At 71.2% G+C, this 23,028-nt stretch carries 17 protein-coding genes and 1 pseudogene; 13 read left to right on the top strand and 5 right to left on the bottom strand.

Annotation, left to right across the window (positions count from 1 at the left end; all coding sequences use genetic code 11):
* A partial coding sequence (thrS, locus tag ACFYXB_RS05685; RefSeq protein ID WP_389578069.1) for a threonine--tRNA ligase occupies positions 1-1,181 on the bottom strand: 1,181 nt, incomplete at its 3' end.
* 430 nt (positions 1,182-1,611) lie between these two features.
* On the opposite strand from thrS, the gene ACFYXB_RS05690 reads away from it, so the two are divergent.
* Entirely contained in the window at positions 1,612-2,379 is a 768-nt protein-coding gene (locus tag ACFYXB_RS05690) for a hypothetical protein (RefSeq protein WP_389578072.1), read from the top strand.
* A gap of 10 nt (positions 2,380-2,389) precedes the next feature.
* On the opposite strand, the gene ACFYXB_RS05695 is transcribed toward ACFYXB_RS05690, so the two are convergent.
* Positions 2,390-3,733 carry a tetratricopeptide repeat protein gene (locus ACFYXB_RS05695; protein ID WP_389578075.1) on the bottom strand — a complete coding sequence of 448 codons (1,344 nt, stop codon included), beginning with the start codon at positions 3,731-3,733 and terminating at the stop codon, positions 2,390-2,392.
* Between the two features lie 112 nt (positions 3,734-3,845).
* Between ACFYXB_RS05695 and ACFYXB_RS05700 the strand changes: the two genes are divergently transcribed.
* The 3 genes from ACFYXB_RS05700 to ACFYXB_RS05710 all read left to right on the top strand — a co-directional run bounded on the left by ACFYXB_RS05700 (position 3,846) and on the right by ACFYXB_RS05710 (position 7,388).
* A complete protein-coding gene (locus tag ACFYXB_RS05700) occupies positions 3,846-4,079 on the top strand; it encodes a hypothetical protein (protein ID WP_389578078.1) in 234 nt (77 codons plus the stop codon).
* A 4-nt stretch (positions 4,080-4,083) separates the two neighbouring features.
* The gene (locus ACFYXB_RS05705; protein ID WP_389578081.1) at positions 4,084-5,325 is read left to right on the top strand and encodes an amidohydrolase; all 1,242 of its coding nucleotides are present in this window, start codon (positions 4,084-4,086) and stop codon (positions 5,323-5,325) included.
* Between the two features lie 104 nt (positions 5,326-5,429).
* Positions 5,430-7,388: a YncE family protein gene (locus tag ACFYXB_RS05710; RefSeq protein WP_389578084.1), complete on the top strand. Its 1,959-nt coding sequence runs from the start codon at positions 5,430-5,432 to the stop codon at positions 7,386-7,388.
* A gap of 18 nt (positions 7,389-7,406) precedes the next feature.
* Here ACFYXB_RS05710 and ACFYXB_RS05715 read toward each other — a convergent pair whose 3' ends face one another.
* Together ACFYXB_RS05715 and ACFYXB_RS05720 are read right to left on the bottom strand one after the other, a co-directional pair.
* Positions 7,407-8,465, bottom strand: a complete 1,059-nt coding sequence (locus tag ACFYXB_RS05715; RefSeq protein ID WP_389578085.1) for a hypothetical protein — start codon at positions 8,463-8,465, stop codon at positions 7,407-7,409.
* Positions 8,466-8,574: 109 nt separating this feature from the next.
* On the bottom strand, positions 8,575-9,759 hold the full coding sequence (locus ACFYXB_RS05720; RefSeq protein ID WP_389578088.1) for a PP2C family protein-serine/threonine phosphatase: 1,185 nt from the start codon (positions 9,757-9,759) through the stop codon (positions 8,575-8,577).
* A gap of 99 nt (positions 9,760-9,858) precedes the next feature.
* On the opposite strand from ACFYXB_RS05720, the gene ACFYXB_RS05725 reads away from it, so the two are divergent.
* The 9 genes and pseudogenes from ACFYXB_RS05725 to ACFYXB_RS05765 all read left to right on the top strand — a co-directional run bounded on the left by ACFYXB_RS05725 (position 9,859) and on the right by ACFYXB_RS05765 (position 21,112).
* Complete coding sequence (locus ACFYXB_RS05725) at positions 9,859-10,305, top strand: hypothetical protein (protein ID WP_389578091.1); 447 nt, start codon at positions 9,859-9,861, stop codon at positions 10,303-10,305.
* A gap of 234 nt (positions 10,306-10,539) precedes the next feature.
* Positions 10,540-11,466, top strand: coding sequence for a hypothetical protein (locus ACFYXB_RS05730; RefSeq protein ID WP_389578094.1), 927 nt, complete (start codon positions 10,540-10,542; stop codon positions 11,464-11,466).
* Positions 11,467-11,586: 120 nt separating this feature from the next.
* Entirely contained in the window at positions 11,587-12,510 is a 924-nt protein-coding gene (locus ACFYXB_RS05735) for an endonuclease/exonuclease/phosphatase family protein (protein ID WP_389578647.1), read from the top strand.
* 38 nt (positions 12,511-12,548) lie between these two features.
* Positions 12,549-14,492 (top strand): FUSC family protein, encoded by a 1,944-nt coding sequence (locus ACFYXB_RS05740; protein ID WP_389578096.1) that lies wholly within the window; start codon positions 12,549-12,551, stop codon positions 14,490-14,492.
* Positions 14,493-14,605: 113 nt separating this feature from the next.
* Entirely contained in the window at positions 14,606-16,477 is a 1,872-nt protein-coding gene (locus ACFYXB_RS05745; RefSeq protein ID WP_389578099.1) for a VWA domain-containing protein, read from the top strand.
* Between the two features lie 138 nt (positions 16,478-16,615).
* Positions 16,616-18,325, top strand: coding sequence for a methionine--tRNA ligase (gene metG, locus ACFYXB_RS05750; RefSeq protein ID WP_389578102.1), 1,710 nt, complete (start codon positions 16,616-16,618; stop codon positions 18,323-18,325).
* Positions 18,326-18,329: 4 nt separating this feature from the next.
* A complete protein-coding gene (gene metG, locus ACFYXB_RS05755; RefSeq protein WP_389578104.1) occupies positions 18,330-19,913 on the top strand; it encodes a methionine--tRNA ligase in 1,584 nt (527 codons plus the stop codon).
* A gap of 347 nt (positions 19,914-20,260) precedes the next feature.
* Positions 20,261-20,587: pseudogene (locus tag ACFYXB_RS05760) on the top strand (helix-turn-helix domain-containing protein); the annotation flags it as partial.
* Positions 20,588-20,698: 111 nt separating this feature from the next.
* Positions 20,699-21,112, top strand: coding sequence for a CoA-binding protein (locus ACFYXB_RS05765; RefSeq protein ID WP_351351579.1), 414 nt, complete (start codon positions 20,699-20,701; stop codon positions 21,110-21,112).
* Positions 21,113-21,205: 93 nt separating this feature from the next.
* On the opposite strand, the gene aspS is transcribed toward ACFYXB_RS05765, so the two are convergent.
* Positions 21,206-22,969 carry an aspartate--tRNA ligase gene (aspS, locus tag ACFYXB_RS05770; RefSeq protein ID WP_389578107.1) on the bottom strand — a complete coding sequence of 588 codons (1,764 nt, stop codon included), beginning with the start codon at positions 22,967-22,969 and terminating at the stop codon, positions 21,206-21,208.
* Positions 22,970-23,028: the final 59 nt, after the last annotated feature.

The following is a 23,028-nucleotide window of genomic DNA, read 5'->3' on the forward strand; positions in this document are numbered from 1 at the left end:
CGGGCCGCGACCCGGTGCAGCAGCACGTCGGCGGGGAGGACGCCGGGCCTACGGCCGTCCCGCAGACGTACGGCCACCAGCTCGCCCTCGGCCTCGCGCGCTCCGATCACGGCCTGGTACGGCACGAGGCGTGCCGCGCGGATCCGGGCGCCGAGGCTGCCCCGCTCGGGGCCGGCGAGTTCGGCCCGCAGGCCCCGGGCCACAGCCGCGTCCACCACGGCCCGCGCGCGCTCGTACTGCTCCTCCGCGACCGGCAGCACGACGAGTTGCACGGGCGCGAGCCAGGCGGGGAAGGCGCCGCCGTGCTCCTCGACGAGGTGCGCGACGGCCCGCTCCACGCTGCCGATGACGCTGCGGTGCACCATCACCGGCCGGTGTTTCGCCCCGTCCGCGCCGATGTAGTGCAGGTCGAAGCGCTCGGGCTGGTGGAAGTCGATCTGCACGGTGGACAGGGTGGCCTCGCGGCCGGCCGCGTCCGCGATCTGTACGTCGATCTTGGGGCCGTAGAAGGCGGCCTCGCCCGCCGCCTCCTCGTATACGACGCCGGACTCGGCCAGCACCTCCTTGAGCAGTGCGGTGGCCCGCTGCCACAGCGCCGGGTCGGCCACGTACTTGCCGCCCTCGCCGGGCAGCGAGAGCCGGTACCGGGCCGCGCGGATGCCGAGGTCGGCGTAGGCGCGCGCGATCAGCTCCAAGGCGCCGCGGGCCTCGTCGACGGCCTGCTCCAGGGTGCAGAAGATGTGCGCGTCGTTGAGGTGGATGGCCCGCACCCGGGTGAGTCCGCCGAGCACGCCGGACAGCTCGGAGCGGTACATGGCACCCACCTCGGCCATTCTGAGCGGCAGTTCGCGGTAACTGTGGGAGCGGGAGCGGTAGATGAGGGCGTGGTGGGGGCAGAGGCTGGGCCGCAGGACGACCTGCTCCGACCCCAACTGCATGGGTGGATACATGTCGTCGCTGTAGTGGGCCCAGTGGCCCGAGATCTCGTACAGCTCGCGTTTGCCGAGCACGGGCGAGTACACGTGCCGGTACCCGGCCGCACGCTCCGCGTCCCGGACGTACTCCTCCAGGGTGTGCCGCACGACGGCGCCGTCGGGCAGCCAGTACGGCAGGCCCGCGCCCATCAGCGGATCGGTGTCGAAGAGGTCGAGCTCACGGCCGAGCCGGCGGTGGTCGTACATGGTGGTCTCCTCGGTGAGGGAGCCCCGGTGAAGGAGACGAACACCCCGACGCACGCGAAAGCCCCGGGGCACTCGCCCCGGGGCTTCGGACTGGGTCAGCTGTCAGCGCGCCGGGACGTTCTCCGGCGTCGTCGTGAGGAAGTCGTACGACTGGGCGCACTGCATGGGGTGACGGTAACAGGGGCGCCGACGGGGGGCGATCCGTTTTCCGGGCGATCCGCCTCCCGCACGGTCCGTTTTCCGGGCGATCCGTTTTCCGGGCGATCCGCCTCCCGCACGGTCCGTTCGCGTACGTCTCTCACCCGTATGGCGCGTCTCGCTGGTGGGCGGCCCGTGGCGGTGGTGCCGTGAGTGAAACGCGTCCGTATCCGTTGTTCGTGACCGTTGTCCGTATCCGTATCCTTCACCGGCACTTCCCAGGAGGCCCGCCATGTCCCTCCGCCCGGCCCGCCTCCTCGCCTCCGCCCTGGCCGTCACCGCGCTGCTCACCGTCTCCGGGTGTCTGAGCCGGGAGCCGGACCGCGCGGGCCACGCGGCCTCCGACGCGCCGTCGACCGGGCCGCGCTCCGCCGCCGCGTCCGCCCTCACCGCCGCCCAGGCCCAGGCAGCGCTGATCACCGACACGGATCTGGGCTCGCCGTGGACGCCGACGGAGGGCACCGCGACGTGGCGGGACACGCTGCTGAAGGCGACGACGGACCTGCCCGACTGCCAGCGCCTGCTGGACGTCCTGTACGCCGACGAACTGCTCGGCGGCACACCGGCGGCACACGCCGTGATCGCCCTCGACGACGGCGACGACCAGGCCCAGCTCCGCTACCAGGTCGCCAGCCTGCCCCCGGCGGACGCGGACCGCACGCTGGCCTGGCTGCGGACGCTGCCGCAGCGGTGCGGGCAGTTCACGGCCGCCACCACCGCCGCGGGCCCGCAGTACGTGCAGGTCAGCGAGGCCGCGCTACCGCCTGTCGGCGGCGCCCGCCAGGGTCTGCGGATCACGCTGACGGGACAGCCGCAGAGCCAGTACGACGACCCCGTCACGCTCACCCTGGACGTCGCCGCCGTCCGCGTGGGCGACGACGCGATCGCGCTCACCAACGGCGCCCTCGGCACGGAGCCCTCGGACGCCACCCGGCAGGCCCTGGAACGTGGCGTCCAGCGCCTCACCCAGATCCGCGAACAGGGCCGGGTCCAGGCCTGACGCCGGCCCGTCAGAGAGGCGGCTGTGCGGGCGCCGGGCCGAGGGTGGTCGTACCGGGAGCCGTACGGTGCCCGAGGCCCGTCCGGTACGCGTCCAGCGCCGCCTCCACCCGCCCGGTGCGGCGCAGCAGGTCGCCGAGCAGACGGCACAGGTCGGCGAGGTCACCGGCGGCGCCGGCCCGCTCCAGCAGGCTCAGCGCGCGCACGTAGTGCTCCTCGGCTGCCTCCGTTTCCCGGGCGTCCTCGGCGATGATGCCGAGGAGGCGGTGCGCGGCGGCCGAGTGGACGGCGCCGCGCTCGGAGTGGAGGTCGCCGAGGACGCCCTGAAGCAGTTCCGCGGCCTCCTCGGACTTGCCGCGCCGGTGCAGCACGTCGGCCAACTCCACCGCGACCTGGCTGCTGTAGAGGGCGGCACGCGTGGCGGACAGCATGGCGAGGGCCTCGCGCATCTCGGCCTCGGCGCGCTCGAGGTCGCCGTCCTGGGCATAGACGTAGCCGCGCATCCAGTGGCAGTTGGCGAGTTCGGTGCGCAGTTGCAGCTGGCGGTAGAGCTCGGCGGCCTTGGCCAGTGAGGCGTCGGCCTCGGCGACCCTGCCCTCGGCGAGCAGGGTGCGGGCGACGGAGCGGTGCATGCGGGCGATCAGCGCGGGGTCGCCGGCCTGCGGGGCGAGGGCCAGCGCCAGTTCGGCGGCCTGGGCGGCGCGTGCGTGGGCACCCATGTCCATGTACGGCCCTATCGCGCTCGCGTAGAGCAGGAGCAGCGCGTCCGGGTCGTGCAGTCCGCCACGGTTCAGCTCGTCGAGCGTGGACTCCAACAGATAGACGGCGTACCGGAGTTCACCCGCGAGATAGTGCGCGACGGCCCGCCCCCGCACCGCGCGCACGCGCACGGGCAGAGGTTCCCCGGCCATCCGCTCCTCGGCACGCTCGAAGTACTGCCGCGCCTCCACCAACTCTCCTGTGTCCAGGGCGCATTCGCCGAGACCGAGCAGCGCGGTGGCCTGTTCGACGGACAGGGCGTGCGTCTCGGCCTCCGCGAGCAGGGCGGCGTACTGCGCGGCCGCCTCCTCGGCGTCGCCGGTGGCGAGGGTGCGCTGGGCCTCGGTCAGGCGCAGCCGCAGATCGGTGGCGAGGTGCGCGGGCCGGCCGATGGACAGTTCCTCGAAAGCGACACCCAGCCGACCGGCGATGTGCCGCAGTGCGTCTTCCGAGGCCCGCACCCGGCCCGCCTCCACGGTGGAGATGTACGCGGGTGTGTAGGCGGGCTCGGCCAACTGGCGCTGCGTCATCCCGCGTTCGCTGCGCAACTGCTGCACCCGTCGCCCGATGGTCTCCGGATCGTCGCGCTCTTGCATCCTGCTCGCTCCCCCAACTGCCCGAGAACCCCTTGCCGTTCCACTCCGACAGCCCCTAGGTTAAACGGCAGATTAAGCATGCTTAATACATCGCTGTTGTTGCGAGGTTGCCGTGCTCGGACGTCCATCCGCACGCCACGGACGCCCCACCGAACGGTACGCGAGGGGCCTGGCCGCTGCCGTGGTGACCGTGGTCGCGCTGATCACGGCGGCGAACGCCGTCCCGGCCCGGGCGGCCCAGGGCGCGCCGGCCGTGCAGGTCACCCGGGACGCCGGACACCACGCCGAGCAGGTGGTCCGGCACGCTCCGCAGCACCCCGCTGCCGGGCCCGGGCGCATACCCTGACCCCGTGACCTCTGCCGCCGCCCGTATCGCGCTGGACCTCACCGCCGACCTGCCGGTGCCGGACCTGGAGGACTTCTACCGGGACCTGCACCGCCACCCCGAGCTGTCCCTGCGCGAGCACCGCACCGCGGCCAAACTGGCCGAGCACCTCACGGCGGCCGGGTTCGAGACGGCCGATGGGATCGGCGGCACCGGAGTCGCGGGGCTGCTGCGCAACGGGGACGGGCCGACCGTGCTGCTGCGCGCGGACATGGACGCGCTGCCGGTGCGGGAGCAGACCGGGCTGCCGTACACCTCCGAGACCGACGGAGCCATGCACGCCTGCGGGCACGATCTGCACGTCACCTGGCTGGCGGGCGCCGCTACGGCGCTGGCGGCCGGCCGGGAGACCTGGTCGGGGACACTGCTGGTGGTGGGGCAGCCCGCCGAGGAGACCGGGCAGGGCGCGGCCCGGATGGTCGCGGACGGGCTGTACGAGCGGTTCGCACGCCCGGACGTCCTGCTCGGGCAGCACGCGACGCCGGGTCCCGCGGGCATGTACCCGCACGCGCCGGGACTGATCATGTCCGCCTCGACGGACGTGGACATCGTCGTGCACGGCCGGGGCGGACACGGTTCGCGGCCCGAGTCGACCGTCGACCCGGTGGTGACGGCCGCCTATCTCGTCACCCGGCTGCAGACCGTCGTCTCCCGCGAGATCGCCGCCCGCGAGTCCGCCGTGCTCACCGTCGGCCGGATCGAGGCGGGCACCCGGCACAACATCATCCCGTCCGAGGCGCACATCTCCCTGAACCTGCGGACGCAGTCGCAGGCGGTGCGGGAGCGGATGCTGGCCGCGATCCGCCGGGTCGCCGCCGGCGAGTGCCTGGCCGCGGGCTGCCCGCGCGAGCCCGAGGTGACGGTCGGCTCCACCTTCCCGGAGACGGTCAACGACGCGGACACCGACCGCCGGGTGGCCGCCGTGCACGGCGAGGTCTTCGGCGACGGGACGGTCTTCGACCCGGGCCCGGCGATGGGCAGCGAGGACTTCCCGGAGCTGGCGGCGGGCTCGATCCCGTATTCCTACTGGTTCGTGACGACCACCCCGGCCGAGGTGTGGGACCGGGCGCCCGGAACGGCCCTCATGGAGAAGTTCCAGGCCGTACCGAGCAACCACAGCCCGCACTTCGCGCCCGACCTCTCGACGGTCGCACCGGGGGTACGGACGCTGGTGTCGGGGGCACTGGCCCTGTTGTCGGTGGCATGACTTAGTCTTCACCCACTCGCCACACGCGGCGCACAGGGGACTCACATCGCGACCGCGCCTCGTGGCGCCCTGTTCTCCAATCGTTCCGGGGGGTTCGATTCAGCGTGCGTATGCGCACCCTTCCCGCCGCGGCTGCCCTGGCGGCCCTCATCGGCTCGCTCGCGCTCGCCGTACCGGCGTCCGCCGACTCCGACCGGCCCATCCCGGTCTCCGACATCAGGGACACGGTGGTGGACGGCGTCCACCAGCGGATCTTCCTCAGCGACACCAGCAACAACCAGATCGTCGTCACCGACTACACGGGCACGGTCGTCGGCAGGATCACCGGCCTGCCCCAGGTCCGGGACCTCGATCTGAGCCCGGACTCCGGCACGGTGTACGCCGCGGTCTACGGCGCCGACAAGATCGTCGCCATCGACACCGAGCAGCTGACGCAGACCGCCGAGTACCCGACCGGTGACAAGACCATCCCCTCCCGCGTGGCCTACGCCGACGGCAAGGTGTGGTTCGGCTACGGCGACCAGTGGGAATCCGGGCTCGGTGTGGTCGACCTGACCGCCGAGACGCCGACGGTCACCCTCGACCTGGCGGCCGGCCACGACTTCGCGAGCCCACCCGAGGTCTACGCCGACCCCGACAACCCGGGCACGCTGCTCGCGCTCGACGCGGGCATCAGCTCCGGCCCGATCATCGTCTACGACATCTCCTCGGGCACCCCGGCGATCCGGGTGTCGGCGGACAAGGGGGGCTTCTACAACGACGCCGCCCTCACCCCCGACGGCCAGAACGTCGTGGTGGCGGGCCCCGGCAACCGGGCGCTGACCGAGTACCGGCTCTCCGACCTGGCCGAGGTGCGCACCTACCCCGTCGCCTCCGAACCGGAGACGGTCAGCGTCGCGCCGGACGGCACGGTCGCCGCGACCGTCCTCGACACCGACGACCTCGGCGACACGTACGTCTTCAGTGGCGGCACGGACCAGCCCGCCAGCATCCGCAACCTGACCCACAGCTGGATGCCGTGGGGCGGGCACTCCATGAGCTGGTCGGCCGACGGCACGAAACTGTTCGTGCAGACGGGTTCGGACACGTCCACCCGGCTGCACACGATCGACGAGCCCCGCAAGTACGCGCCGACGCTGACGGTGAACGCCCCGGCGACCGCCACCCGCGCCAAGTCCCTCACCGTCACCGGCAAGCTGACCGCCGACCTGGCGCTGCCCGCCGGCACCCCGCTGAAGGTGACCCGCACGGACCTGGACTCGCCGAACGGCAAGTCCCTCGGCACCAAGTCCCTCGGCACAGGCGGCAAGTTCTCCTTCACGGACACCCCGCCGGCCGGCAGCAAGGTCACGTACAAGGTGACGTACGAGGGCGACGCCACCCACACCTCCGCCTCGGCCTCCGACACCGTCGACGTCTCCCGCGCCAAGCCGACGCTGACGCTGAACAACAACGGCAAGGTGTACTCGTACGGCGCCGATGTGAAGTTCACGGCGCACCTCGGCACGACGTACAAGAACCGCAAGGTGGAGATCTGGGCCGACCCGTTCGGCTCGGACAAGCCCAACACCCTGGTGAAGTCCGGCACGGTCAACTCCAGCGGCAACCTGTCCGTGACCCTCGACCTCAAGCGGGACGCCAAGATCACGGCGAAGTTCGCGGGCGACGCCCGCTGGCAGCCCCGGTCGGTCTCCAGCACGGTCGGCGCCCGGGTGAAGGTGTCCACGGCGGTCAGCGGCCACTACAAGACGAAGTACACGTACGGCCAGACGTACTACTACTTCCACAAGTCCAAGGACCCGCTGTTCACCACGACCATGTCGTACTACAAGGGCCGCAAGCAGCGCCTGCAGCTCGAGGTGTACTACAACGGCACCTGGTACGACGGCGGCTCCGAGTACTTCGCGCTGGGCACCTCCGGCATCTCCAAGGTCCAGCTGGGCGGCACCCACGACACCGGCTGGCGCTTCCGGGTCCGCTCGTCGTACATCAACGGCAGCTCCGGCGACACCGTCAACTCGACGACGCACGGCGCCTGGAAGTACTTCACCTTCACCAGCTGAGGCCGGCCGGACTCCGGTTCAGCCCTGGGTCTGGAGCTGACGGAGCTGGCGCTGGACGTTCTCCAGCGCGCCTTCCTTCCGCCCCGGCACCCTGAGCCTCAACTCCGCGAGCGCGGGCCCGAGTTCACGGGCCCGCGCCGTATCGGTGATGCAGCCCCACTGGTGGTGGGCGCGATCCACGGCCGCCTCCACCTCGGGTGCGTTTGCCGTCTGCCCGGCGGCCAGCCGGGCACCGGCCACGGCCAGCCAGGTACGGCAGCTGCGCACCGGGTCCCCCGCGAACATCGCGAGATCGGCGCGGACCTCGGCCCAGTGCAACGCGTCCTTGGAGCCGGGCCCGTGGGCCTGTAAGGCGGCCTGTTCCCAGCGCGCGGCAAGGGCATCCGCGTCACCGTGCCGGCCGGCCTGGACGGCAGCGGTGATGGCGGCGTGCGGATCACCGGCTTCCGGCGACTGCGCGGCCAAGAGGACGTTGATGGCCGCCTCGTCCGGGATTCGGTCCAGTGCCTGCCGGTGCAACTGCTCGAGCGGCGGGCGGTGTCCGCTGCGCAGCAGCGTCGCCACCGTCCTCATGTACGACGGAACGGCGACCGTCCGGCGGGCGGGGGGCGGCGCGATGCGGCCGTGGACGGCGTTGTCGCGGCCGGAGTCGAGAGGATGGGCCCGCAGGTGCTCCCAGGTCTCGGCGTCCGCGTGCAGGTCGACGACGAGCGAGGTCGAGCCGGCCGGGCGCAGCCGCAGTTCCTCGCGGATCCAGTGCCAGGGCAGCGCCGTGTAGCGGACGGTCGCCGCGGTCGTGCGGGCCAGCGCCAGATGGGGCAGGCGCTGGCGGCGGTCGAGCTGGAGCTGACCGGTGACGAAGACGGTCAGTGGTCCGGGCGCGGCCGCCGCGGCACGCAGCCGGGTCAGGACCGCCTGCGGCTCCAGCGGGTCGGCGAGTTCGACCACGTTGGCGGTGTCCGTGCCGGACAGCACGGCGGGCTCTACCGCCGCGAGGACCGGGAGCACGGAGGCCGCGTCCACCAGGCGCCCCCGGCCCATCGGCGAGGCCGCGAGCAGCAGCACGGTTCCGGGCATCGTCCCTCCCCTGTCGTTCCCGATGGCTGTCGTTCCCCATGGCAGAACCGCGCGGCACAACCGATCACCTACGGCAGCACCGTAACCACTGCCGCCGAACAGCCGTATCTCAAGACGGCAAACGTCCCCCTACGGGGGCTTCGCCCGGTGTCCGCCGTACCGCGAAGACCGTGGTGTCGTCGGCGAGCCGGCCGCCGCTGTGTCTCAGTGTGCCGTCCCGCACCATGGCCACCAGCCGCCAGGGTTCGGCCGTGCGCGGATCCGCGGCGAGCGCGCGGGCCACGTCCTCCTCCAGCGGATAGAACTCCCCGTTCCCGTCCCGGGCCTCCGTCACCCCGTCGGTCACCAACAGCAGGGTCTCCCCGTCGGCCACCCGCACTCGGCGCGTCGGCGGAAGGCTGTCGGTGAGGTCGCCGAGGCCGAGCGGCAGCCCGTCACCAGGCGGCAGTTGCCGCACGCCGCACGGGCCGACCGCCAGCGGGGGCTCGTGGCCGAAGTTGACGACCTCGACCTCGCCGGGCAGGTCCAGGGGGAAGCCGAGCAGGACGGCGGTGGCGAAGCGGTCGCCGTCCTCGCCGCCCACGTACGCGGTGTGTAAGCGGTGCCGCACCATCCGGGTCTCCAGGCGGGCGGCGACGGTCGCCAGCTCGGTCTCGTGGAACGCGGCCTCCCGGAACGTGCCGAGCAGCGAGGCCGCCGTCGCCACCGCGCCCAGCCCCTTGCCCTGCACGTCGCCGACCAGGACGCGGATGCCGTGCGGGCTGGGCTGGATGTCGTAGAAGTCGCCGCCGACGCGGGCGTCGACGTCCGCCGCGAGGTACACCGCCGCGTTCTCGAGTCCGGCCCAGCCCCGCGGCAGCGGACGCAGCACGGTGCGCCGCGTGGTCTCGGCGATGTCCCGCATGTGCAGCATGCGCCGCTCCGTGCGCAGCCGGATCGCGCAGGCCAGCGTGGCCAGGGTGCCGCCGAGCGCGACGAGGACGAAGTCGGGCAGGCCCGCCTGGTACTCGCTCGGCCAGGCGCTGTCCATGACGACGTACATGACCAGTGAGACCACGGCGAACGCGGCCGTCGTCCACACCGAGCAGATCGCGGCGGCGATCCCGGGCACCAGGACGATCCAGGAGATGATCCGGAACCGCTCGGTGGTGTTCAGGTCCACCAGTGTGATCAGGACGAGCAGCAGCAGCGGCGCCACCCACGCGACGCTCCGCCCCCGGAACCGCAGCGGCAACCGCCGCAGGTCGTCGTGGCTCACGCACTTCAGCGAAGCACGGCGGGGCCGCGGCCGCATCCGGTGATCCCGTGCTGTTCCCCGTGTCCCACGACTTGCCGGGCGACCTGCCCAGGTGTGCTCTGGAAGGCGGGGGCGAGGAGAGAGAGGAGTGCTCTCATGGCTCAAGCGGCACCGGCGACCGGCGGCATGACCCGGGGCGGCCGTCTTCCCGACGTCTTCAGCGAGCGCACCCACAGGATCGCCAAGGTCGCCGTACCCGTGGTGGCCGGGCTCGTCTATGGGTACTGGGCAGCGGCGAACACCCGCTACGGCGGCCTCATCACCGGCTGGAACCTGCTGTTCGGCTTCGTGACCGCGATCGTGTTCATGGCCGTGTGCATGGGTCTGATCGCCCTGGCCCCGCGGCTGCGGCGCGAGGTTCACGCGGTGCTGTGGGCCGCCTTCACGGGCATCGCGTTCGGCTTCCTGTACAGCGTGAGCGGCCGCGGCCAGGCCATTCTGGGGTCCGCAGGCCTTGCCCTGGTGGTCGCCGCGGCGGTGTTCATCGTGCTGTTCTACCGCTACTACACGCACGAGGACGCCGAGGGCCACCGCATCCGCTGACCCTGGCAACACAGATGGGCCCCGGCAGGGCTGCCGGGGCCCACGCGCTTCCACGTCCGTTGCCCGGAACCCGTAAACCCCCGTCACTCGTCCGAGTGAGGTCGCCCCCCACGTCCTGACGGACCGGACTCCGTCAAGGCCCCCCGCCATGGCGCCGCCCGTTCGGCTCGACCTGTGCCGCCGAATGCAGGCACACCGCTCGCGCCACGCCCTCCGGGGCCGTTGCCTGAGAACGTGCCCCCACGCTTCCGGAGCGCCGTGTCGGCGGCGCTGATCGCCCTGTCCAGCCTCCTCGTGCCGTTCGGCGCACTGGCGGCGTGGGCGTCGTACGGGCTCGCCGACACGGGCCGGTACGTCACGACGATGGCGCCGCTGTCCGCCGACCCGGACGTGCGCAACGCCGTCGCGGACACCGTCGGCGCCGGAATCATGCGCGAGGTCGACCACAAGTTCGACGGCCGTCCGGTACGGGGCTCCGTCGGCCCCTTCGTGCACGACGCGGTGCACTCCTTCACCCAGACCGAGGCCTTCCGGCTGGCCTGGGACGCGGGCAACCGCGCCACGCACGACGCCGTGCTGCGCGCCCTGCGCGACGAACACGACGAGGCGGGCCTGGCCGGGGGGCCGGTGACCGTCGACCTCGCCCCCGTCACCGCCCAGGTCAAACAACAGCTGGCCGAGGACCACGTACCGCTCGCCGACCACATCCCGGTCGAACACACCGCGCTGGCCGTGCTCCCGGCCGGCGAGCTGGCCGGCCTCCGGAAGGGATTCCACGTGCTCGAAGTCGCCGGATTCTGGCTCCCCGTCGCGGCCGTCGTCTTCGCCGTCGCCGGGATCGCCCTCGCCGTACACCGCCGCCGCGCGGTCACCGCGACCGCCCTCGGCACGGCCCTGGGCGGCGCCCTGCTCGGCGTCGCCCTCGCCATCGGCCGCCGCCTCACCCTCGCCGACCTGCCCGCCGACGTCTCCCGCCCGGCCGCGGGCGCGGTCTACGACGCCCTCACCGCGACCCTCCACACCGTCGCCTGGCTCCTGATCGGCCTGGGCCTCACGGTGGCGCTGACCACCCTCCTGACCCGGTACGTACGGCTGCGACGACTGGCACGCCGCCGCGCGGCCGAGGCGAAGGTGCCCGCTCCCAGCCGCGCCCGAGTGTGACGGCGTACCCTCGCTCCCGTGACCTACCAGCCCGTTCGGGGTTCGGAGACTCGGCCGTGGGGGCCGTACGGGGGAGCCGGGGACGCACGGTCCGGGCGTGCCGGACGGTCGTTCGCCGTCGTGTTCGTCTCGCTCCTGCTCATCGGGGTCAGCGTGGTCGTCGGCTGCCGTGTCGCCGGTACCGACGGGGTCACGCCCGTACCGCAGTTGCTCGCCTTCCTGCCCTGGCTCCTCGTTCCCACCGGCGTCGCCCTGCTGTGCTCGCTGCTCATCCGGTGGTGGTTCGGCCTGGTGTGGGGCGTGGCCGCGCTCGGGCTGATCGCCTGGTACATCGAGCCGTACGGCAGGAGCAGTGAGCCGACCGGCGCGCCGCTGGCCGAGATGCGGGTGCTCACCTCGAACGTGGAGTTCGGGCGCGGGACCACCGCCCTGGTGCCCGAGATCCGGCGGTGGAAGCCGGACGTCGTCTTCGTGGAGGAGTGCGAGTCCGGCTGCCGGACCACGCTGGAGCGGGAGTTGGGCGCCGACTACCCGCACCGGGCGGCCGTCCGGGAGGACGGTTCGAAGGGGTCCGTCATCCTCAGCCATTACCCCCTGCGCGACACCGCAGGCGTTCCCGGGACGATGGGCATGCCGGGCGCCGTGGCCGACGTGCGCGGACACGACGTACGGCTCCAGCTCGCCCACCCCATGCCCCCGCTGCCCGGCCAGGTCGACCTCTGGCGCCGCGAACTCGGCCGACTACAGGACTTCGCCGCCGCGGACCGGGACACCCCGACCGTCCTAGCCGGCGACTTCAACGCCTCCCAGGACCACGCCGCCTTCCGCCGCATCCTCGACACCGGCCTGTACGACGCCGCCCGCCTCGCCGGTCACGACCGCACCCCGAGCTGGCCGGCCCGGACCGCCGGGGTCATCGGCACCCAGATCGACCACGTCCTGGTCTCCGAGGACTTCTCCGCGAGCGACGCCCGTTTCCTGCGCGTGACACCCTCCGACCATCGCGCGCTCGTCGTCGACCTCACGCTCCACCAGCGGAAATGAGCCCGAGCCGGCCCCGGTGAACCGGTCATAATGGGCGCATGTCCCGCGAGTTCCCCATCGGCCTCACCCCTCCCGACTGGCTGGTCCGGAACCTCCAGCCCCAGAACGCTCCCCTGAACGCGCCCGCCATGGTCCGCGCCGCGCTCGCCATGGCCCTGCCGCTGGCCGTGGGACTCGCCGTCGGACAACCGGCGTACGGGGCGCTCGCCTCCATGGGCGCCCTGTCCGGCGTCATCGGCGACACCGCCGACGCCTACCGCATGCGGATCCTCAACATCGCGATCCCTCAGCTCTTCGGCGCCGTCGGCGTCACGCTCGGCGCGCTGGTGTACGGCCGGGGCTGGCTCGCGGTCGCCGTGCTCACCGGCATCGCGCTCGTCTCCGGGATGGTCTCGACGATCGGGGCGGTGGCCTCCGTGTCCGGCCTGCTGCTCCTGCTGAACGCCGTGATCGGCGCGGGACTTCCGCTCCCCGGCCCCTGGTGGCTCGCGCCCGTGCTGATGACCGGCGGCGGCCTGCTCGTCCTGCTGCTCGCCCTGCTCGCCTGGCCGCTGCGCTCCGGGGTGCCCGAACGGGCGGCCGTCGCGGACACGTACCGGACGGTGGCCGCCCAGCTCGCCGCGTCCGGCACGGACCGTACGGAGGAGTACGACGAGGTCCGCCACGCCGTCACCCAGTCCCTGAACCAGTCGTACGACCTCATCCTCGCCCGACGCGCCCGCCACCACGGCCGCAGCCCCGAACTGACCCGCCTGCTGGCCCAGTTGAACGCGATCACCCCGGTGGTCGAGGCGGCCCCCGCGGCCCACCTGGCCGGCAGACCGCTCCCACCGCAGGTCCCGGAGACGGCCCTCCACCTCGCCGACGCCGTGGAGACGGGCTACACAGGCCCGATACGACTCGACCTCCCGTCCCCCGCCACCGAGACCGCGCGGGCCGTCGACCACGCACTGCGGCACGCCGCCGACGTCGTCACCGCGCCCGACGTCGATCCGCGCGGCATCGACGACCGCCTCGGCCGCCCCGCCGCCCTGAGCATCCGCACCGCCCGCGCCGCCCGGAATGTCACGCTCTCCGCCAACTCCTGGCGCTACGGCCTGCGGCTGGCCCTGTGCATCGGCCTCGCCCAGTTCCTGGTCTCGATCCTCCCCGTCCCGCGCTCGTACTGGGTCGCCCTCACCATCACCTTCGTCCTCAAGCCCGACTTCGGCTCGGTGTTCTCCCGGGCGCTGCTGCGGGCGCTGGGCACGGTGGTGGGCCTGGTGCTGGCGGCGGCCGTGCTCGCCGAGGTGCCGCGGGGCTGGTGGGACGTACCGGTGATGCTGGTCCTGGCGCCGCTGATCCCGGCGTTCACGCCGCGCGGCTACGGCTACCAGACGGCGGCCATCACCCCGGTGATCCTGCTGCTCTCGGACATCCTCAACCACCAGGGCACGGCACTCCTGCTGCCGCGCCTGCTGGACTCGCTCCTGGGCTGCGCGATCGCGCTGGTGGCGGGCTATCTCCTGTGGCCGGAGAGCTGGCACACGCGGGTCGGCGACCGCCTGGCGGACGCGGTCGCGGACACGGCGCACTACGTGGAATCGGCGTTCGGAGCCGAAACCGACCCGTCCGCCCGAGCCCGCATGCGCCGCCGCCTCTACCGCGACCTCTCCGTCGTCCGCACGGAGTTCCAGCGCGCCCTGACCGAGCCGCCGCCCACCGGCCGCCGCGCCGCCGCGTGGTGGCCGCTGGTCGTGGCCGTGGAGCGCATCGTCGACGCGACGACGGCGGCCCGGGTCCGCGTACGGCACGGCGCCGCGCCCCCGTCACCGGCCGAGATCACCCAGGTGGCACTGCAACTACGGGAGTTGTCGGACGGCGTCCGGGAGGCGGACACACTGGTCGCGGTACGGACGGACCTCACGGGGCCGGAGGGCAGCGTCCTGGAACCGCTGCGCCAGGAGGTCGCGGCGGCGCGAGCGATCGCCTCACCGCACTGACCCACCGGCAATGACCTCGCCCCTCCCCAAGATCACCACCTGGGGCCGCTAACCTTACGTGTCCGTCCTGGCCAGGGATTAACGGGCATCAACTCACGCGAAGGGTTGCGCACATGGGCATTCTCACTCTCCTGCGGAACGCATTCGGCCGCTCACGCAAGCAGAACACGGCCGAACGGGAGGGTGCGGACCGACTCCCGACCCAGGACCACACCCCCCAACTCCCGGAACCCCGCCAGTCGTCCCCCGACGAACACGAACTGGTGTCAGCGGCCTTCGACAACGTGACGGTGCCGCGACAGGCGGGGGAGCGAACGGAGGCATTGGCGGAGCCGGCGGCCGAGGCTGAACCGGTCACCGAGCCGAAGCCTGTCGCCGAGCTGCAGCCTGTCGCCGAAGCTGAGCCGCTGGCCGAGATGGAGCCGGTGGCCGAGGCCGAGCCGGTGGCCGAGGCCGAGTCGGAGCAGGCGGCGGAGCCTGAGCCGAAGAGCGAGCCGCTGACCAAGGCGACCTCCGAGACAGAGACGATGGCCGAGGCTGAACCGGTCACCGAACTGCAGCCTGTCGCCGAAGCTGAGCCGCTGGCCGAGGCCGAGCCGGTGGTGGAAGAAGAGCCGGAGCAGGCGGCGGAGCCTGAGCCGAAGAGCGAGCCGCTGACCAAGGCGACCTCCGAGACAGAGACGATGGCCGAGGCTGAACCGGTCACCGAGCTGCAGCCTGTCGCCGAGGCCGAGCCGGTGGTGGAAGAAGAGCCGGAGCAGGCGGCGGAGCCTGAGCCGAAGAGCGAGCCGCTGACCGAGGCGGAGCCCGTGACGGTCGCGGAAGAGGAGCCGGCGCCGGTGGCCGAGGCCGAACCGGAGCCGCTGGCGAAGCCCGAGCCGGTGACGGTGACCCCGGTGGAGCCGGAGCCCGAGCCGGTCGCCGAGGTTGAGCCGGTGGCGGAAGCGGAGCCGGTTTCGGAACCCGAGCCGAGCGCGGAGATCACTCCTGACCCCGAGCCGGTCGCGGAGGTGACTCCCGAGCCCGTGGCCGAGCTGGAGCCGACTACCGAAGTCACCCCCGAGCCGGAGCCGGTCGCAGCCGAAGCCACCGCGCCGCAGGCAGAAGAGGCGGAGGAGGCGTCCGACCAGGCTGCCGCCGAACCGGAGACTGCCGCCGAAGCGGACACGGAAGTCGACCCGGAAGCCGCCGACGGCGAGGCCGCCCCACAGGGGCCACCCGCACTCGACGACGAAAGCAGCACGGGTGGTGCGGGTGGGAACACTCCCGCCGAAGGCGGAGCCGAGGCGACGGACACCCCCACCGAGCCGGCAGCCGCCACCCGCGGAGCCGAGGCGCTTGACACGGCCAACCTCCCGCAAGGCCTCGTCACCGCCTACAACGCCGCCACCACCACCCTCACCGAAACCAACCTCACCGGCACCCGAGCAAAGCTCTACCTCGTGCTCGACCGCTCCGCGAGCATGCGCCCGTACTACAAGGACGGCTCGACCCAGGCCCTCGCCGAGCAGACCCTCGCCCTGGCCGCCCACCTGGACCCCGAGGCCACGGTCCACGTCGTCTTCTTCTCCACAGAGGTGGACGGCACCACCGACCTCACCCTCACCGACCACGAGAACAAGATCGACGAGGTCCACGCCTCCCTGGGCCGCATGGGCCGTACCAGCTACCACGCCGCCGTGGAAGCCGTACTGACCCACCACCAGAAGGAACACGACCCCGCGACCCCCGCCCTGGTGATCTTCCAGACGGACGGCGCCCCCGACGCCAAGACCCCCGCGACCCAGTCCCTCACGGACGCCGCGAAGACGAACCCCTCGGTCTTCTTCTCCTTCGTCGCCTTCGGCGAGCACGACAACAAGGCCTTCGACTACCTGCGCAAGCTGAAGACCCCGAACACGTCGTTCTTCCACGCGGGCCCGACCCCCCGAGAGCTCACGGACACGGAGCTCTACGAGGGCGTACTGGCGAACTGGCGGCCGTAACCGCGAGCGAACCCGCAGTAAACCCACACCTGGCCATGCCGCCCGCCTCTCACCCCAGGAAAACGAGAGGCGGGCGGCATACACACGTCGGCTACGATTTCAAGGTTCGTACACACAGCGACCTGGGAGCAGCCCCCGATGGCTCGACACCTCATCACCAGCGCCCTTCCGTACATCAACGGGATCAAGCACCTGGGCAACATGGTGGGGTCCATGCTCCCGGCCGACGTGTACTCCCGTTACCTGCGCCAGCGCGGCCACGACGTCCTGTACATCTGCGCGACGGACGAGCACGGCACCCCCGCCGAGCTGGCCGCGAAGGAGGCGGGCCTCTCGGTCGCCGAATTCTGCGCCCAGGCCCACGACGCGCAGAAGGCGGTCTACGACGGATTCGCACTCGCGTTCGACTACTTCGGCCGCAGCTCCTCCGCCGAGAACGTCGAGATCACCCAGCACTTCGCCCGCCGCCTCAACGAGAACGGCTTCATCGAGGAGCGGGCGATCCGCCAGGTGTACTCCCCGGCCGACGGCCGCTTCCTCCCGGACCGCTACGTCGAGGGCACGTGCCCGTACTGCGGCTACGACAAGGCCCGCGGTGACCAGTGCGAGAACTGCACCCGCGTCCTCGACCCCACGGACCTGATCAACCCCCGGTCCGCGATCTCGGGCTCCACGGACCTGGAAGTGAGGGAGACCAGGCACCTCTTCCTCCTCCAGTCCAAACTCCAGCACGAGGTCGAGGCGTGGGTCTCCCGGCACGAGGCGGACTGGCCGCAGCTCGCCTCCTCCATCGCCCGCAAGTGGCTGACCGAGGGCCTGCACGACCGTGCCATCACCCGTGACCTGGACTGGGGCGTCCCGGTCCCCGCGGACACCTGGCCCGAGCTGGCGGCCGAGGGCAAGGTCTTCTACGTCTGGTTCGACGCCCCGATCGAGTACATCGGCGCGACGAAGGAGTGGGCAGACGCCACGGGCGGCGACTGGAAGTCGTGGTGGTACGACGTCGACACGGACGTCCGCTACACGGAGTTCATGGCCAAGGACAACGTCCCCTTCCACACCGTGATGTTCCCGGCCACCGAACTGGGCGTGCGCGAGCCGTGGAAGAAGGTCGACTACGTCAAGGCCTTCAACTGGCTGACGTACTACGGCGGAAAGTTCTCCACCTCCCAGAAGCGCGGTGTCTTCACCGACCAGGCCCTGGAGATCCTCCCCGCCGACTACTGGCGCTACTTCCTGATCGCCAACGCCCCCGAGTCGGACGACTCGTCCTTCACCTGGGAGCACTTCACGGCGACGGTCAACAAGGACCTGGCCGACACCCTCGGCAACTTCGTCAACCGCGTCCTGTCCTTCTCGAAGAAGCGCTTCGGCGAGGAGGTACCGGCCGGCGGCGAGCCCGGTGAGGCGGAGGCGAGGCTCGGCGAGGAGATCGCGCGTCTGCTCGCCGAGTACGAGGGGCAGATGGAGGCCCTCCAGTTCCGCAAGGCGGCCGCCGCGCTGCGCGCGCTGTGGTCGGCGGGCAACTCCTACCTCGAGGAGAAGGCCCCTTGGCTGGAGATCAAGACCGACAAGGACGGCGCGGCGCTCACCCTGCGCACGGCGATGAACCTGATCCACCTCTACGCGGTGGTCTCCGAGCCTCTCATCCCGTCGACGTCGGCGGCCATGCGCGAGGCCTTCGCCCTGCCCGACGACACGGCGGTCTGGGTCACGGAGCAGGAGGCCCGGTCCCTGACCACGGTCCCGGTCGGCACCCCCTTCACGGTCCCGCCGGTGCTGTTCGCGAAGCTGACGGACGACGACCTGGCGGCGTACAAGGAGCAGTTCGGCGGCGAGGAGGGCTGAGCGTGTGACGTCGTATTACGTCACCACCCCCATCTACTACGTCAACGACGCACCACACCTCGGCCACGCCTACACCACGGTCGCCGCGGACGTACTCGCCCGCTGGCACCGCCTGCGCGGCGAGCACGTCTGGTTCCTCACCGGCACCGACGAACACGGCCAGAAGATCCTGCGTACGGCCGAGGCGAACAGGGTCGGCCCACAGCAGTGGGCCGACCGGCTGGTCACGGAGTCCTGGCAGCCGCTGTGGGATCACCTGCACATCACGAACGACGACTTCATCCGCACCACACAGCGGCGGCACACGGACCGCGTCCAGGAGTTCGTGCAGGACCTGTACGACAAGGGCGACATCTACAAGGGCGGTTACGAGGGCCCGTACTGCGTGGGCTGCGAGGAGTTCAAGCTCCCTGGTGAACTCATCGACGGGGAGGGCAAGTTCGCGGGGCAGAAGCTGTGCCCGATCCACCGCACGCCGGTGGAGATCCTCAGCGAGGAGAACTACTTCTTCAAGCTGAGCGAGTACGGCGACCGTCTCCTCGCCCACTACGAGGCCCACCCCGACTTCATCCAGCCCGAGTCGGCGCGCAACGAGGTCGTGAAATTCGTCCGCGCCGGCCTGCAGGACCTCTCCATCTCCCGCTCGACGTTCGACTGGGGCGTCCCGGTCCCGTGGGACGCCGCGCACGTGATCTACGTCTGGGTCGACGCGCTGCTCAACTACGCGACGGCGGTGGGCTACAACGAGAACCCGGAGAAGTTCGAGGACACCTTCCCGGCCGACGTCCACATCATCGGCAGGGACATCCTCCGCTTCCACGCGGTGATCTGGCCCGCGATGCTGATGGCGCAGGGCCTGCCGCTGCCCGGCCGGATCGCCGCCAACGGCTGGCTGCTGGTGGGCGGCGAGAAGATGTCGAAGTCCAACCTGACCGGCATCCGACCCCGGGACCTCACGTCCCACTTCGGCGTGGACGCGTACCGCTGGTACTTCCTGCGCGCGATCGCCTTCGGCCAGGACGGCTCCTTCTCCTGGGAGGACTTCACGGCCCGCTACACGAGCGAGCTGGCGAACGACTACGGCAACCTGGCCTCCCGGGTGACGGCGATGGTCGCCCGCTACTTCGACGGCGTCCTCCCCGCCCCCACCACGCCCGGCCCGGCGGAGGAGACGCTCCACGCGACCCTGGCCACGACGGTGACGGAGGCGGACCGCCGCATCGGCGACGAACTGGACTTCCAGGGCGGCATCCTGGCGATCTTCGACTTCATCCGCCAGGTCAACGGCTACCTGACGGAACAGGAACCGTGGAAGGTGGCGAAGGACGACTCGCCGGAGGGAAAGGCCCGCCTGTCGACGATCCTCTACACGGCGGCGGAATCGCTACTGGCAGTGGCCGTACTCTTGAACCCGATCATGCCGGACACCTCCCAGAAGCTCTGGACCTCCCTCGGCGCGGAGACCTCCATCGGCCCCCTCTCCGACCAGCGGATCGGCGAGGCCGGCGAGTGGGGAAGGCTGCCCGCAGGCTCCAGTGTCACGAAGGGCCCGGCGCTCTTCCCGCGTCTGGAGGAGCCGGGCCCGTAGGACAGACCCTCTCGACCGCAGCAGGCCGGGCACATCAGGCGGACGCGGGTGTCGCCGCTCATTTCGCACCTAGCCTTTTACGACCGCCGGGGAAGGGGATGTCGTGGAAGCTGGGGGGACGAGCACGATGGTGACGCAGTCGACGGATCCGGACACGTCGGGGGCGCCGGCACCCGGCCAGCGTGTGACCGTACGCAACCGCCCCTGGGTCGTCACCGACGTTCTCCGCTCGACCGCCGCCAGCGACGACCCGGCTCGCGCCGCGGAAGGCCGCCGCCAGTCACCTGGTCACGTCCCGCATCCCGCGCCCCTTCGTCGTACGTCCGCACCGCAACGCCCGTACCCGGATGGCCCGTACCGGCCACCCCGGCGGCGTCGTCCACGACAACGCCCGCCACACCACCCGCTTCACGGTGATCGGCAACCACCTCACCCAGCACCCGGACCTGTCGCTGCTCGCGATCGGCCTGGCCTGCCACATCCAGTCCGTCCCCACCGGCACCCCCGTCGACATCAAGTCCCTCGCCGACCGTTTCCCCGAGGGCCCAGCCCGGATCGCCGCCGCCTTGCGCGAACTCGAAGCCCACGGCTACCTCCGCCGCAAACGCGAACGCACCCCCGACGGCCGGATCGTCACCCGCACGACCTCCTGCAACCAGCCCGGACACGAGCGCACGGCGGCCAACGCGCCCGCATGGTCACTCGGGTGTATTGCATACAGTATGCAAGTTCGCTAGCGTCTCCTCATTCTGCTGACGACCCTCACGGAGGTGCCGGGCATGACGATCTACAGCGATGACACGACAATGAGGCAGATTCTCACCGCTGTCGGAGACACCTGGGCCGTGGTGGGCCTGTCCGACAACCCCGAACGGGCCGCCTACCGCGTGGCCGAGAAGTTGCGGCGCCTCGGCAAAAGGGTGGTGCCCGTGCATCCGAAGGCCGAGACGGTGCACGGTGAGCAGGGCTACGCCGCTCTCTCGGAGATCCCCTTCCCGGTGGACGTGGTCGATGTGTTCGTCAACTCCACCCTGGCCGGAGGCATTGCCGACCAGGCTGTGGCAATCGGCGCCAAGGCGGTCTGGTTCCAGTTGGACGTCATAGACGAGGCCGCCTACGACAGGACTCGCGAGGCCGGCCTGTTGATGGTGATGGACCGCTCCCCGGGACGGGAGATACCGCGACTGGGGCTGGCCTGACACTCTCCGCCCACACTTCCGCGTGAACCCCGGCTGCACACATGCGAAAGCGGCCCGGAACCTCCGAGGTTCCGGGCCGCTTCGCGCGAACGCCTACTTCGGCTGCGGCTTCCGTACCGAAAGGTGCAGTTCCTTCAGCCGGGCCTCCTCCAGCTCCGTAGGCGCGCCCATCATCAGGTCCTGGGCGTTGCCGTTGAGCGGGAAGGAGATCGTCTCGCGGATGTTGGGCTCGTCGGCGAGGAGCATGACGATGCGGTCCACGCCCGGGGCGATGCCGCCGTGCGGCGGGGCGCCGAAGCGGAAGGCGCGGAGCATGCCCGCAAACTTGTCCTCGACCGTCTCGCGGTCGTAGCCCGCGATCTCGAAGGCCTTGAGCATGATGTCCGGCTCGTGGTTCCGGATCGCGCCGGACGACAGCTCGACGCCGTTGCAGACGATGTCGTACTGCCAGCCCAGGATGTCCAGCGGGTCCTGGGTCTCCAGGGCCTCGAGGCCGCCCTGCGGCATGGAGAAGGGGTTGTGCGAGAAGTCGATCGCGCCGGTCTCCTCGTCCTTCTCGTACATCGGGAAGTCGACGATCCAGCAGAACCGGAAGACGTTCTCCTCGAAGTGGCCGGCCCGGCGCGCGGCTTCGACGCGGACCGCGCCCATGATCTTCGAGACCTCGTCGAACTCGCCCGCGCCGAAGAACACCGCATGGCCGGGGGCCAGGGACAGACGCTTCGTCAGTTCGGCGACGTTGGCCTCCGTCAGGAACTTGGCGATCGGGCCGGACAGCGAACCGTCCTCGGCGACACGGACCCACGCCAGGCCCTTCGCGCCCAGCGTCACCGCGAAGTCGCCGAGCTGGTCGAAGAACTTGCGCGGCTGGGACGAGACGTCCGGCACGGGCAGCGCGCGCACGTGCTTGCCGGCGAACGCCTTGAACTCCGAGCCCTCGAACACGTCGGTGATGTCGACGAGTTCGAGCTTGGCGCGCAGGTCCGGCTTGTCGGAGCCGTACTTCAGCATCGCCTCGCGGAACGGGATCCGCGGGAAGGGGGAGGTGACGTGGCGGCCGTCGCCGAACTCCTCGAACAGCTCCGTCATCAGCTGCTCGATCGGCCGGAAGACGTCCTCCTGCTCGACGAAGCTCATCTCGACGTCGAGCTGGTAGAACTCGCCCGGCGAGCGGTCCGCGCGGGCGTCCTCATCACGGAAGCAGGGCGCGATCTGGAAGTAGCGGTCGAAGCCGGAGATCATCAGCAGCTGCTTGAACTGCTGCGGCGCCTGCGGCAGCGCGTAGAACTTGCCCGGGTTCAGGCGCGAGGGGACGACGAAGTCGCGCGCGCCCTCGGGGGAGGTGGCCGACAGGATCGGCGTCGCCATCTCGTTGAAGCCCAGCGCCGTCATCTTGTGACGGATCGCGGAGATCACGGCCGTACGCAGCATGATGTTGCGGTGCATACGCTCGCGGCGCAGGTCCAGGAAGCGGTACTCCAGGCGCCGCTCCTCGTTGACCCCGTCCTCGGCGTTGATCGTGAAGGGGAGGGAGGCCGCGGTGCCCAGCACCTCGACCTGGGAGACCTCGATCTCCACCTCGCCGGTGGGGAGGTCCGGGTTCACGTTCTCCGTGCCCCGGGAGACCACCCGTCCGTCGATACGGACGACCGTCTCCTTGGACAGCTTGTCGAGGGCGTCGTACGCCTCCGTGCCCGGACGGGCGACGAGCTGCGTGATGCCGTAGTGATCGCGCAGATCGATGAAGAGGATGCCGCCCAGGTCGCGCCGATTGTGCAGCCAGCCACTCAGCCGGACGTCGGTGTCGACGTCAGAGGCGCGGAGCTCGCCGCAGGTGTGGGACCTGTACCGATGCATCGTCGTTCATCCAGTCTTTGCGGATCGGGGGGCGTGTTTCACATGAAACTGCCCCCCAG

This window comes from Streptomyces sp. NPDC002619 (assembly GCF_042889305.1).
In the GTDB taxonomy this organism is placed as follows: Bacteria; Actinomycetota; Actinomycetes; order Streptomycetales; family Streptomycetaceae; genus Streptomyces.